This window comes from bacterium, from assembly GCA_040755795.1.
GTDB lineage: Bacteria > UBA9089 > CG2-30-40-21 > CG2-30-40-21 > SBAY01 > JBFLXS01.
Map to the genome: position 1 here is coordinate 1 of JBFLXS010000068.1, position 14211 is coordinate 14211.

A 14211-nucleotide genomic window follows, 5' to 3' on the forward strand; every position below is an offset into this window, starting at 1 on the left:
CTTGGTAAAAATAAAACGTGTATCTATTCATGTACACATAAGAACTTGAGTGAATATATTCTGTGTACATATAATCAATGAATAATTGATCGTCTTCCATATAATAGATTAATCCATACTTTAAAAGTTGATTATCATCGGCTCGTTCGGTAACAAGACATTGCTTTCCTTCAGTGATGTACTTGCATTTCTCTGAACTTCTATATAATTTTGTTTCAATTATGGTGTAGATTTGTGAATCAAGCATATACGAACGATCATCACTTAGGTGATAATTATAAAACTCGTGACGATAAATTTGATCTTTACTTAATAATTCAGTATTGATGTAGGCATCTTCATCATACAAAGCTCTTTCAGAATCACTGAGAGGAAAATATTCGATATGGTGATCTTTAACTCGCTCTAAATACTCAGTAAATAAGAGATATGCATCTAGGAAAGTATCCTTTTTCGAATTATCAAAATAAGGATTTTCTAAATCTCTCTTCGCACACCCAGTGAAGATTATTGTCGACAAGATCAAAAATAAAATATAGATTTTTTTCATCAAACCAACCCCTTAATCATGGTTAACATCAATCTTGCCGTTGGTAAATATTTAATGCAAAAAGATTTATATGAAATGTATTTATGTCCAAGACATGATAATACATTTTTTTGTACTATTTCCAATTCATTGTCCCCCATAGATGTCCATTTATCATGATTATAACATTTTTTTATGATCATTACTAAACGACTGATGATTTAATCATAGCGTAAAATATTTTGTGTAAATGAAAAACTGAATAATCTATAAAGTTTAAAATAAGGTTTAGATATTATACTTCACGTTCTTCACTTACTCCTCGATGTAATATTATCCTATCATTTCTTAGTAATATGGTGACATAGATACCAGATAAAACTGCAAAAATCCATGTAATAAAAAGTGTTAGATTATCATATCTGTTTTCAACTGTACCTAAATAAAACATCACTTGTCCAAAGAAATTATAGACGGCGTGTAAGATCATCACAAGCCATAAATTTCCAGTCTTCAGATACAGTGTTGCCCACAGTATTCCCATCAAAAAGGAATAACCCACTTGAAGCAATGCGCTTCCTAGAGTTGCACCATCAAAAAGATTAACGAGATGTAGGAGTCCAAAAATGAGTGATGATATGAGAATAGAAATCAACGTACCGCCTTTGACATGCTCAAGTTTTTCAACCAGAACAATCAAAAGAATACCTCGAAATAAGACTTCCTCAAAAAAACCGACACTCAAGCATTCGATGAAAAAAAGGATCACACGATAGATAGGTTCAGTTAAATTTGTTCTTCCATTAAAATATGCACTGATAGGAAAATTATTCATCGCGATCAATAAAGCAGGAATCATCAACACAAGTGATTTTTTTACATTTGAAAATGATAAAAGATCTCTTCTTCCAAACCTGATCAAGACAAGTACCAATAAGGTCCCTGCAGAAAATCTCGTGATAGTATTTGTGATCATGTTGACATCTTTAATATATCCTAGATGAGTTAAATCAACGAATTGAAAAAAGATCACAAGAATCATACAAGTGATCACAATCATCTTTTGAACGTTAGAAAATGGTGATTCGTTTTTCATGTCTGTCTATCTTTCTTCAATGAAATGAGGTTGAAAACACGATTTTTACCTGTCAAACCTTCTTAACTTTATGGATATAACGGTAAATCAAATAAGATCCTAGTAAGATCATAAGTAGGCTAATAAATTGTGAAGGTGTTGGAAATACGTTGTACTTTGTTTCAATAAGAGGAATAAAGACACCGCGTTCATCTCCTCTAATAAACTCAATTATAAAACGCCAAACACCATAACCAACTAAATAAACCTCAAGCTCTTTATGCTTAAAGAATGAAACCTTATTGAGTAAAAAGAATAATATGAATAAGAATCCTGCTTCAAATAACTGTGTGGGGTAAACCGTTTCTCCTGGATAAAGATCATGTGCATGTCCATGAGGGAATAAAACACCTAGAAAAGATTCGGTTGGAATACCAAAACAACATCCTGCACAGAAACAACCAATACGGCCTATAGCGTGTGCTAATACAACACCTGTAATCAATGTATTCGCAATCTTTCGCATATCTTTATTGTCATCTTTATAGAAATATTTCATCAATAATAAGAATGATGTAAACCCTCCGATCAGCGCTCCTAAGAAACTGACGGTCCCAAAGGTCCATTCACCTTCTTTTATCGAATGGAAAATGCCATCCAACAAAAAAGAGAATGCCAACGCCATCACTAAGCTAATCACAATCAAAATCACAATCCGATTTGTTTGCTGTTTGGTAAACTTATCATAGCGATCTAGACGATAAACCACATAGATAATCATGCTAAGGACACCTATGAAAACAAGTAAATCGTACATCGGAATCATATAATTAAATAACTCAGGGAATAAAAATGGATACATGTCATCAACTCCTTGTAACACCATTCTATCATAGAATAAAGTGAAATCATGGTAACTTTGTTTGTTCGTTTTGTTGAATGGATAGGATTATTCGTGCTCTGTGTTTATTAAGCTATTGCATCTTTTTATTGCTGTTTTTTTCAAAGTAAAAAATAAAAGACTCCTTTGTTCAAGGTCGGGTATCATAGATATACCTTCTCTCCAACTTTATGGAGTCAGTTCATTAAAAAATGGTGCCGAAAAGATGACCCGAAGTTTATACATATATTTTCATCACTTTGCCTTGTGATAAGCATATTTGTATTGATCCATGTGGTAATCTTTAATTTGAGTATATTTTTCTTTATTATCAATATCTACTTTGTTTGACGCAGCATCAATTAATATGTTTTGTAAATATTGATACTCTGCATACTGTCCTAATGAAGCCATCACAAGAGCATTCCTAAAATATTTAGCGTGATGAGAAATTAGTCCAGCTTTGAAATCATACCCATATTGCTTTAAAAATAGGTAAGCAAAAGCTGCAACTGTTCTTGTGTTCCCTTCTCTAAACGGGTGTACTTTCCAAACATCCGCAATCATTCGAGTAAATAAATGAAAGAAGTCTTCTTTCTTCAGTAGTATCCACTCAGTTTTAAAGTATTGATGATCTATATGAATCAATTCGTTGATAATACTCTTATGTGTTGTATATTCAACGCTCTTACCATTAATGATAGGCTCACCTTTATAAATATCAATTTTTCTTGGTTCACCAGCCCAATTATAAACATTATCAAATAACTTCTGATGGATTTTAAAGATATCTCTTGAAGTACTAATCTTTAATGGACTTTTGATTAATGAAATCAAAGCAAGATTTGTCATACGGTTCTCAAACTCATCAAGTTTGTCTTTATCTTTAATATTAGCTTTGTTGATTAAAACATCAGAGTCTTTGTAAATATATGGATCTTTCATTATAAGTTTCTTCCAAGTGCAAATACTGCTGTTTCATAATCAATCAAGTCTTGAGCGTATAAGCCTAGTATTCGATTTGCATAAGAAGATACTTCTTTCCCACCAGTTAAATTAATCGCGTTTGCTAGCATTTCAATTTCTTTAGCTTTCTCTTGACTTGGTAAAACCACTTCAAAAGGAATGCCTCTTCTAGATTCTATTTGCTTTAAGTATATATTAACGGCATAGGATAAAGTAATCCCCAAATCACTTAGAATCGATTCAACATTGTTCTTTAAATCATCAGAAACTCTGACATGAATAACATCATTTCTCATACAATCCACCTCAATAGTATTGTATCACATTTGATACACATAATCAAGGTTTAAGACTATTTGTCTTCTCCCATTTTCCATTGCCCATCCTGTTCAATAGTCATCAATTTTTTATAATATTCATTAGCTTTTGTAGTTGTATAAAGATAATTTCCCATCGCATCATAATCGCTTATCCCTGCGCTTGAAAACATACCTAGAAAATAGTCTGTCATTTCTTGCGATATACAAAAGTCATTATATATGTGTTGAACTTTATTTCGATTATTAATCAAGTTGAATATAGAATGATTTTTCCCTATTATACCGTGCACACCATAAGTGAAATCACATAGAATAAATTCATTGTTTACAAACGATTCACAAACCGCATGTCCATTATAAGCGTATTTCATGTTTGCCAGATAAACCATTCTACATGGAATATTTAAACATTGTAATAAAACACAACCAACCCTTGATATATCAGTACACCAATCGGTCCCACGATCCATGATCTCTTTTTCAGTTCCACCAAAAAACATATCGTTGAAAGGCACATTAAATGTTTCAACAATATCTTTAGTGAAAGAAAGAACATTCTCAATCGTTTTTATATCATGATCAGCTTTAAATTTTTGTGCAAAAGCGTACAACTCATGCCTTTTAGTATTTTGATTGATATTTGGTAAATAATCATCATATAGAAATTTATGCGATTTTTTGTTTAAAAGGATCATGTTTTCCAACAGTTTATAGTCAACTGAAGCTTTATCATGCAAATCGTTTCTATACATGTTCCCGTATGCTTCTCCAAAGATATCTATCCCCCTATTTAAACAGTAAAATACTTGAGCTAAATCAAGTTTATACAAATAATTCTTATTTTCTTCGCCATATCTAATAAACCCTAATTTGGTTTGCAAATTATTTGAAGCATCATTCCAAACTCTTGCTTCTGAGTAGAGCATTTTAATGCCATCTTTTTTTAATTCATCAATCATTCCCTGAATCAACCTACTTGCATACCCCATATGATAATAATCTCTATGCGTCTGCAAGCCCTCAAGTAAATGTTTGCCTTCATAAACGTTGATGCGACAAACGCTTATGATTTTATTTTGATCTTTGTAGATATAGTATTTGTAAAATTCTTTACGATTCGGACAACTTTCAAGATACTTCATATAATCATATTTTATTTCTTTTTGCTTTTGAAATAGCTCTGGATCATTTAAGGATATTTCCCTATCCTCTTCTAGTTTGTCATTTAAAACATCGAACCATTGTTCTTTTTCTTTGATTGATAATTTAGCTATTTTATCTTTACTCCATACTTCAAACATATCGCACACCTCTTTATATCAATCATAACATGAAGGCTGGTTTTTTATAAGATTTGCTAAGTATATAATTTCTTGTTTTTTCAATATATCAAAAAAGCTCATTTCGATAAAATAATATCAATGATATTCTATGATTCGTTCGAAAATTCGGTCGACAATAATTTATTCGTTCTTTTTTTAGTCGAAACAAGTGGTGTGAACAAACTCAATTTCCTTTCTAGATAAATGAAGCTTGCAACAATAGATTATATTGTCGTTTCATTTTGAATCGTTTATCATTGTTTTTGTTTCGAAATAACTGATTCCTTGTTTTTATGTCATTAAAAAGACTAGGAGAGTTATGACTGTTTTAGTTATTTCACGTATCGCTTCAAATAATAGACTATTTACATTATTTTTGGGGTATAACTCTTAGAAATTCATGGGTGAGACTCAAATTCAAATCACCTCTTTTGACCTTAGAAATTCATGTTTTACATTTTTTGTTATGCATTCTAAAAGTGACCATTCTGTACGACCACAAAAACAAAAGACCATTGAACTTCAATGATCTCTCTCAAAAAATCACTTATTCAAAAAGTGGTGCCGAAAAGAAAACCCGAAGTTTATACATATACTTTATTGTGTTTATCCCAATATAAAGCCATCATTTCAACATGTACACTCCTTGGCATCAAATCCCAATTACTATACTGTCCAAGATTTAAAGGTTTTTGCAATTTTTAGCACCATAGTTTCGAGTTAAGCTATGCTTATAAATTCCCCGTGTTAGTTTAAATATGATAGCTAAAGATCCCTGAGTGACACTAATTCTTTTTGCTTCTCATACTCAACCAGTTTTTTATATGGTATATAAATACTGAAGGAAATAGCAGTGCAGCTGATATAAACATAGCGATTCCCAAATAGTAGTTTAAAATCCATTCTTGATAGGTAACTAATGTATCCGTACCATGTGAACTCACAAAATGTTCATTTCCATTAACATATCCATTAATTGCATCGCCACCTAGGTTCCATGAGTGAATAGCAAATATTCCAAATGTTACAGTATACAATATCATGAAAAGAACTATATATTTTGGATATTTAAATCTTTGAATTGAAACTTTTTCTTTTTTATCGCTATTTATTGAATTGTAATCAATATCGAAACTAGACCTAGAAATTTTTTGTTTTAATAATAAGTTGATTTCTGCGATTTGTTTTTTTGAATAGCGATTGGTGATTAAGCATTCCCTTTTTCCATCTTTAAGAAAAAAAGTGATGCATTCCATTGTGCTATAGCCATACAATGATAGATATTGTTGTCTTGCTTTGTAAGATAACTTAATTGGATTAAAATATGAATCGACATCACTGGGTAAAACCTCACGTCTGTAAGCTTCTACTTCATTCAACTTAATTTTATGTTTTTTTTGAATTCGACTATTCTCTTGAACTAAAAAGTCACCAAATACGATGAGTTCATCTTTAATAAATTTGCATCTGCTAAATAAGGTCATGTATCCAGCAAATATCATCCACACTATAACAATCGGTATAATATACATCATAGGATTGCTATCAATAATTGCCAAAGTTTCAATTACAAATGCTGTTGTGATTATAAATGCATACATTAATATTGATTTAGCGTTCAATGAAATAAAAGTTTTCATATCTCTATCTCCCCTTTTAAATTATACCCTCTGTTTAACAAACGCTTAGTCTACTTCAAAACTAACACAAACTTGGTTATGACAAGACAAAAGATGTCTTCTTAAATCAAAATTGAAAATATATTTTCTTCTGAATTCCCGTTCTTTTTGATTCATTAGTATACTTCATCTGATTCTAATACACGAGTATACCGATTAATAATGGCATTTATTTTATCTGATTGATCTCTATATGATAAAGATATGTCATATCCTTCCAATTTTTCTATATATCTTCCCGCTAAAGCATTATCTGAATCTCTCGAATAAATCGATGATATGATGTAAAATTGTCCAATTTCAACATATTCTTCTGTTGTTTCATTATAACAATCATGAAACAAATCATTACCTTGTAAGACGCAATAACTTCTCATGATTTTATCATCTGAATGCAATAAAGTTAATGTAGTAATATCAGTGATATCACCTTTAAGTACCTCAATGAACGTTATTTGGAAATCTATTCTTTTTTGTTTATCCTGAAGATAAGTGCCCTCGTTACTAACGATTTGAACAATAGCTACAATATTGTCATATTGTAATTCTTGTTCAAATGTCATATCATCTGCTTTGCAAGAAAGGAGCATTAAACTTGTCAATCCTAAAATGAATAGTCTCATGATTTTTCTCATAAAAAATCTCCCCACTTATATAGATATACTAATCGATCACATTGCCCGATTCTGGTGAGTGATCTTTATCCTTGATGCATAACATCTATTGGTTCTTCATTAATCGGTAAGATTCGATACTGATCTGTAGTGAATTCATTAAGCCCTAAGAGTGTCCGATTTCATAAATTACTGATTTCAATTTTTCAAAATATGTCCGTGAGTCAAAAAAGAAAGAATTAAAATAGAATCCATTTAATAAAGGCATGAAAATGGCTACGGATGAAGTATTATCGATTTGATCCACGTCAACGAGTTACTTTTTGAAGATACCTTAGAAATACTTGCTAGTATTCTAGCCTCTTATATAATTTCTATATATCCTATTCATTAGAGTAATTATAACATATTATACTTATTGGAGAAAACTTGATAAAGTAAAGAACTGTAACTGATTCCAGTAGCACCATTTTTGATGAGATGGAGAACCTTGAATTCCATGGGTTCGAATGAAATTTAAATCATATCTTTTCACCCTTGAAATTCATGAATTACATTTCTTCTAGTTGATTCAAAAAGCAACTATTCAACATAGCTTTAAAAACAAAAGACCATTGAAATTCAATGATCTTTCTCCAAAAACTGATTATTCAAAAAATGGTGCCGAAAAGATGACTCGAAGTTTATACATATATTTCTGCTTATGATTAGCTTAACAAAGCCGCAGAAATTGTCTTGAATTGACTTGTCAATTATTGATTTATAGTATCAGATCCCAAAGATCTGCATTTAATTGATAAAGATTTGATTTTTTATGCTCTATAACCTTTAAAATTTGAAGTTCCGTTAAGTCATTTAATAGTCTTAGATAATACTGTTTACTAAATGAGTCATGAGAAAAATCTTTATAGTCCTTCCAATCAAAAAAGCCTTCTCCTGTTACAGGTATCGCTAATACATATTTTAAAGCAATCTCTAAAGCTCTAGTTAGAAGTAGTCCTTTTCCTTTGAGTTGAGCTTTAATGCTATAGAAATTGATATAAATTTTCGAATATTTAAGCACGATATCTCCCATATACTCCAAAAAATACGTGATGTCGTTTCCTGCATTCCTTGAATTCATAATGGCATTATAATAACCTTGTTTATGGATTCTGTTATTGATAGCTTCACTTACCAACAATAAACTCAATGATGGAGCGTGTTTGAGATTATACCAAAATGATAAAACTCTGGCCATACGACCATTGTAATCAAAATAGGGGTGCAGATAGACGAGATAATAATGAACAATATGAGAGGCAATCAAATGTTCTTCATACATTTTATCTTTGTTCATAAAGTCGATGAGTTGGCTCATTAATGTTGGTAATAAATTCCAGTCAACACCACGATCTACAACCGCATTGGCACCATCCACGATATTCACTTCATCATGACGATAAAGGGCGTTTGGAATTAATTGTTCAGTATCCTTTAAACACTTCTTTGATAATATCTTATAGAGCCGAAAGATGTTTTCTTCGGTGATGTCATGTCCTTTTACAAACTCATAGCCTAAAAGCATATTTTTAACAATGATATCGTTTAGTTGATCTAAATCTTCATAATTTGCTTGATCAAGTTTTTCGATTTGTGCTCGTGTACTTCTGATACCTTCGATTGCCAAGCTCGACTCAATTTCCGAAAAAACGAATCCATTAAGAATTTCCGAATTACGAAAATCGGAGAATTGATTCATCTCCGAGTTTCTAATAAGGTCTTGACTACCTTGAAAATGCATCACGATTTTTTCATTTTTCCAATATAATAAATGAGTTCCAGTTGGACTTTCTAGTGGCGTTTTTTGATACTCATCATCCCTGTATTTTTCCAAAGATATTTCTTTTAAATCTTCTCTATTTAGGCCAAACTTATAGATCAGCTCCGATTGGGTAGGATAATGATCTAATTTTTTGCATATTTGCTTAAATTTCTCATAAACGCTCATACTAACACCTCAAATATAGTTTACAATATTGTTTACCGCATGTCAATATACATGTTTACAATACTGTTTACATATAATCCATGTTTGAAAGTATGGCTCAAGGGACACTACCAAACGCAATCAATATTCCTTTAGACCAAATCACAGACATGTATACCATGATTCCCAAAGATAAGAAAGTTATTACATTCTGTGATACTGGAATTCAGGGCTATAATGCAGAACAATTTTTAAAAAGCCAAGGCTATGATGTCTACAATCTAGATGGTGGCTATACTTATATTTCAAAGATGTTAAAGGAGAACACATATGTTTAAAAATGTAGATACAAAAGAATTACTATCAAAAATAAAAGCTAATGATGCGAAAGTCATTGATTGTCGTGAAATTTATGAATATGAATAAGGTCATATCCCGGGTTCAATCAATATGCCAACTTCAAACTTCTTAAAGTACATAAACTTGATCAATAAAGAGGACCACTATTATGTGATCTGTCTAACAGGATCAAGGTCATTCATGGTCGCAAGATATTTAGATGAACAAGGCTATAAAGTAAGTAATGTCTCTGGAGGTATTATTACCTATCCTGGAGAAATCACTGTTTAATTAAAGCTGATATGAAAATACCCTATCTGGATGTGCATTTGCATATCATCTAGATAGGGTTTTCTTTCTTAGAAATCATAAATATCATAGAAACTCAATTGAGTGGCCCATATTCAATTAATGATCTTAAAAAGGGCTCAATACTATAAGATTAAGAAAAGATGGTACTTGATCTTGAACAAATGAGTCTTTTTTTGATGAAATTGACACTTGGAAAAGAATAATGATGTGTAAAAATTATGTCGAAAAAAAATTAATCATGAAAACACTAATTGTAAAAAACAAACAGAATGACACTAATCGTGATCTTCTTACTTTATTGAAGAAACAAAAAAACTCACATCCAACAAAACATGAATGTGAGCTTAATCGATTTGAATACTTCGATTATCTAAATGACAATAAGTAAACTGCAGTGTTCGCTAATGCAACTAAAGTAAAGAATGTTGTAGTAAAGAATACAGACGTCCAGATGTTTCCTGTCTTCTCAGAGAATCGTCTCATGATAATACCAGCTACGGAAAGTGTTGGGATAAGCCCAATGAGTAGTATTGAAGAAAGTGTAAATGTTGGGAAAGGAGCTACTGAAGTATTATAGAGGACAAAATATTGATAAACCAAGAAGAAAATAACAGGCCCTACTAATAGGAATACAGAAAGCAAATCACCTTTCCAAGATTTAACACCTTTTGTATTGACGTAGACTGCTATAGCTGCTGCAAAATAATAAATGAAGAATGCAGGAATATAGCGCAATGCAGCGACAAATTGTTGTGAATTGAAAATCTTAATCGCATATGTATAGAATCTGAAGTCTGTCAAGAAAATCCATTCAACGATACCAATTAATAAGAAGAATCCGATGACAAGAACCATTGCTGTCATAAAGCTCATAAGGATTTGCATCCAAGATGCTTTTAGACCATATGGGTTTTCAACGTTCTTGTTAAAGTTGAAAATCGGTGTCGTAGCAAATGTCACAAGAAGGAGCAATCCACCAGCAGCAACTGCCCAATAAACGATCGTGTTAATCGATGGTGCACTCCAATAAAATGATTTGGTAAACAAGGTTGGATTCATTAATAACCAACGATATGCCAATGCAATGAAAATAATGATTGCACTTCCCAATGTGATCTTTTGAGCTAACTTAGTTGTTGTATCATCTTGCTTAATTAAAGCAGCAACCCATCCTAAAATGATAACGACGAATACACCACCTATAATATAGTGCATGGTCTTCGCAAGTAAGGTCAAACCGACTGCTTGACGATCCATGAAAATATTGAGATAGAATGCACCGACGAGTGTTGCTAAGATAGCAATGAGCCATTTGAGTTGATGAAGATGCTTATTGGTTTCACCGACCACAACTTCAGTATTTGTTGATGCTGATTGATAAATCTTTTTAAATATCGGAGCTTTGGTTAATAATACAAACGCTGGAAAAATCATTACAAATAATGCCACTAAAGCGATGAGTGTGAAAACTTCTTTTAGCCACCAAACTTGACCTGAAACTTCAGTATTCACTCCATATGCACTTAATGTGTCTAGATCATTATGTGCATCTAATTGATACTCAAATGATGTGGTAAAGAATTCAATCATATTCGCACCAGTTTCAATTGACCATGTGTTCTGAGGATGAGTTTCATCTGGTGTATAGATTACTCTTTGTCCACCATCTCTATCATACCATTGGTTGGCATCCGCTGACCCTTCATCAGTGCGGCCTAAGAATTCAAGTCCTACAGGGTCTTTGACAAAATCTTTATATCGCAATGAACCGCTTGTTGAAGGAGTGACATTATCAAAGAAAAATTGATCCCAATGAGCAGCTACAACACCTGCAGAGCGAGGTCCAAAATAAGAGGGTACATCAGCAACGCCGATATATCTAAAATCTGCACCTATGGGGAGTGCTGCAGCAATCTTGCGATAGCCATTAGTAGCGAAATCTATTTCGTCGAAAACAACTGCGTAACTGGATGAGAACCCACCCATGGAATGACCACTTACACCGATCATACCGTCACCATTTCCGGCTTTTAAGACATAATCTTGATCATACATGTACTGAACTGCATCATAGACTGCTCTGACATAGAAGTTGAATGCAGCAGGAGTATCCCAAGTCGAGTCTCCATGATCATACATGTCAAACGCTAACACAACAAATCCTCGACGTGATAATTCAATCGCACCAATTTCTTGCATTTCTGCGTTATTCAAATACCCGTGAGTAAGAATAACTGCGGGGGCTGGATTAGAATCATCTACATTAGAAGGCATGTAGAGGTAGCCCGAGAGTTCACCGCGTTCTGTCTCAAAACTAATCTTGTCTACTTTAACAGAGAAGAAAGAGTTTTGAACCAATGATGCAGCAAAACTTGAAACCATAATCACTAATAATAGTGCCACCAACCAGATGACTGGTCTCGAAAATCTTTTAAGCATTTTTTTCTCCCTTTCGTTACCGAATTTCTCACTCCTGCAATCGCTAAAAAAAGAGCACATCCAAAAAAATTGATTTTTGGCTTTGCTCTAAACTCTAAGCGCTTACATTAGATTGATACCGCCATTATAGCACCAGATGGATTGAATGTCAATATAACTCGAGGGAATAAAACGGGTTCATTCAATTGAAATCATCGAGCAAACCTACATTCAATTAGTTTGCTGATATGCAAAAAAATAAAAGAACCTAAAATAGAAATATTTCTATGTAATATGACTCGAAAAATCCATATTTTTCTTAAGATCTTAAAGTATTATACCTAACATATCAAATAAATTTTCATTGATTTGGCTCACATTATTGATAACTAAAGAATATCGCCATTTTAAACTATTATATTGTACAATGTTTCAGATGCGTCGATTTTTGATTTAGAAGTGATTCATAGTATCACAGTTTTGTCTCAATTCATTATTCAAATATATCAAGCATCTTGCTATTTCAATCATTATACGAGGTTTAGATTTTTTATAAGAGAGTGAGGTGCAAAATTTACTAGTGAAAAAATAAAGCAGGTGCATTTGAACCTTGAAGTTTGTGATTAGGATTTTAACTAATGGTATCAGAGAATTGTATTTTTTATAGCAAATCAAAAGACCATTGAACTTCAATGATCTTTCTACAAAAACTAATTATTCAGAAAGTGGTGCCGAAAAGATGATTAGAAGCTTATACATCTATTTTCATCGCTTTGCTTTGTGATATGCATATTTGTATTGATCCATGTGGTAATCTTTAATTTGAGTATATTTTTCTTTATTATCAATATCTACTTTGTTTGATACAGCATCAACTAATATGCTTTGCAAATATTGATACTCTACAAACTGACCTAATGAAGCCATCACAAGGGCATTCCTAAAATACTTAGCGTGATGAGAAATGAGTCTAACATTGAAATCATACCCATATTGCTTTAAAAATAGGTAAGCAAACGCTGCAACTGTTCTTGTGTTCCCTTCTCTAAATAGGTGTACTTTCAAAATATCTGCAATCATTCGAGTAAATAAATGAATGAAGTCTTCTTTCTTCAGTAATATCCACTCAGTTTTAAAGTACTGGTTCTCCTTTGATGGATGGTGTCGCTTTTAAGATGATAGATCCAAGAAAATAAGGTCTTTGATTGTTTGATACATAGGTCATATCTGAATACAATCTTTCCCATTGTTCCTCTTTCCAGACATAGGATCTCTGGAAAAATGGAATCACTAATTTCTCTGTTTTATCAAAAATCTTGGTCATTGTTAAATTATTAGCATCCATAATCGTCTCTCCCTCAATAACTCTTATGTTAAACGTAGTGTTTAAAAACATTGTAACACAATTGATGTCAATTATTTATTTCTTCTTTGATACAGGATACCAGAATTGCTTCCTGTTTATTGTCTTTAAAGACATTCGATTGAGTAATTTAAACTTTAGTATGATAGATTTTTATCAAACAATTCAATAATCGCTTGAATTAATTGTCAATTTGTATATAATAGAGAAAACTTAGAATCCAATAGGCAGAATGCAAGGACGATAGTCATGCAAATAGTCATGCAATAGGCAAAGAAAGAGGTAAAGCAAATGTCAATGGAAAGAAATGTTAGAAGTGCAGGTATTGCTTTTTTAAAGAAAAACTTAATCTATATGAGAGACAACTATCACAAGATCATCAATGAAAAAGAAAAATATATAGATCATCTATTTAAACATCAGGA

At 32.1% G+C, this 14211-nt stretch carries 14 protein-coding genes; 2 read left to right on the top strand and 12 right to left on the bottom strand.

Annotated features, from left to right (window positions below; all coding sequences use genetic code 11):
• From AB1414_06720 to AB1414_06760, 9 genes are all read right to left on the bottom strand, one after another.
• On the bottom strand, window positions 1-550 hold a 550-nt coding region (locus tag AB1414_06720), incomplete at its 3' end, for a hypothetical protein (GenBank protein MEW6607134.1).
• Window positions 551-824: 274 nt separating this feature from the next.
• A complete protein-coding gene (locus AB1414_06725) occupies window positions 825-1625 on the bottom strand; it encodes a CPBP family intramembrane glutamic endopeptidase (GenBank protein MEW6607135.1) in 801 nt (266 codons plus the stop codon).
• A gap of 52 nt (window positions 1626-1677) precedes the next feature.
• Window positions 1678-2466: a prolipoprotein diacylglyceryl transferase family protein gene (locus AB1414_06730; GenBank protein ID MEW6607136.1), complete on the bottom strand. Its 789-nt coding sequence runs from the start codon at window positions 2464-2466 to the stop codon at window positions 1678-1680.
• A gap of 273 nt (window positions 2467-2739) precedes the next feature.
• Window positions 2740-3429, bottom strand: a complete 690-nt coding sequence (locus tag AB1414_06735) for a Fic family protein (protein MEW6607137.1) — start codon at window positions 3427-3429, stop codon at window positions 2740-2742.
• Window positions 3429-3746: a type II toxin-antitoxin system RelB/DinJ family antitoxin gene (locus AB1414_06740; protein ID MEW6607138.1), complete on the bottom strand. Its 318-nt coding sequence runs from the start codon at window positions 3744-3746 to the stop codon at window positions 3429-3431. Before AB1414_06740 ends, AB1414_06735 begins: the two co-directional genes overlap by 1 nt.
• Window positions 3747-3802: 56 nt before the next feature.
• Window positions 3803-5071 (bottom strand): GNAT family N-acetyltransferase, encoded by a 1269-nt coding sequence (locus AB1414_06745; protein MEW6607139.1) that lies wholly within the window; start codon window positions 5069-5071, stop codon window positions 3803-3805.
• A gap of 806 nt (window positions 5072-5877) precedes the next feature.
• Window positions 5878-6732: a hypothetical protein gene (locus tag AB1414_06750; protein ID MEW6607140.1), complete on the bottom strand. Its 855-nt coding sequence runs from the start codon at window positions 6730-6732 to the stop codon at window positions 5878-5880.
• A 155-nt stretch (window positions 6733-6887) separates the two neighbouring features.
• The gene (locus AB1414_06755; GenBank protein ID MEW6607141.1) at window positions 6888-7406 is read right to left on the bottom strand and encodes a hypothetical protein; all 519 of its coding nucleotides are present in this window, start codon (window positions 7404-7406) and stop codon (window positions 6888-6890) included.
• Between the two features lie 739 nt (window positions 7407-8145).
• Entirely contained in the window at window positions 8146-9375 is a 1230-nt protein-coding gene (locus tag AB1414_06760) for a Fic family protein (protein MEW6607142.1), read from the bottom strand.
• 92 nt (window positions 9376-9467) lie between these two features.
• On the opposite strand from AB1414_06760, the gene AB1414_06765 reads away from it, so the two are divergent.
• Together AB1414_06765 and AB1414_06770 are read left to right on the top strand one after the other, a co-directional pair.
• A complete protein-coding gene (locus AB1414_06765) occupies window positions 9468-9692 on the top strand; it encodes a rhodanese-like domain-containing protein (GenBank protein MEW6607143.1) in 225 nt (74 codons plus the stop codon).
• A gap of 94 nt (window positions 9693-9786) precedes the next feature.
• Window positions 9787-9984, top strand: coding sequence for a rhodanese-like domain-containing protein (locus AB1414_06770; protein MEW6607144.1), 198 nt, complete (start codon window positions 9787-9789; stop codon window positions 9982-9984).
• A gap of 387 nt (window positions 9985-10371) precedes the next feature.
• Here the strand turns inward: AB1414_06770 and AB1414_06775 are convergent, their stop codons facing one another.
• The 3 genes from AB1414_06775 to AB1414_06785 all read right to left on the bottom strand — a co-directional run bounded on the left by AB1414_06775 (window position 10372) and on the right by AB1414_06785 (window position 13768).
• A complete protein-coding gene (locus AB1414_06775; protein MEW6607145.1) occupies window positions 10372-12444 on the bottom strand; it encodes an alpha/beta fold hydrolase in 2073 nt (690 codons plus the stop codon).
• Window positions 12445-13188: 744 nt separating this feature from the next.
• The gene (locus AB1414_06780) at window positions 13189-13545 is read right to left on the bottom strand and encodes a Fic family protein (protein MEW6607146.1); all 357 of its coding nucleotides are present in this window, start codon (window positions 13543-13545) and stop codon (window positions 13189-13191) included.
• A 10-nt stretch (window positions 13546-13555) separates the two neighbouring features.
• The gene (locus AB1414_06785; protein MEW6607147.1) at window positions 13556-13768 is read right to left on the bottom strand and encodes a DUF262 domain-containing protein; all 213 of its coding nucleotides are present in this window, start codon (window positions 13766-13768) and stop codon (window positions 13556-13558) included.
• Between the last annotated feature and the right edge of the window lie 443 nt (window positions 13769-14211).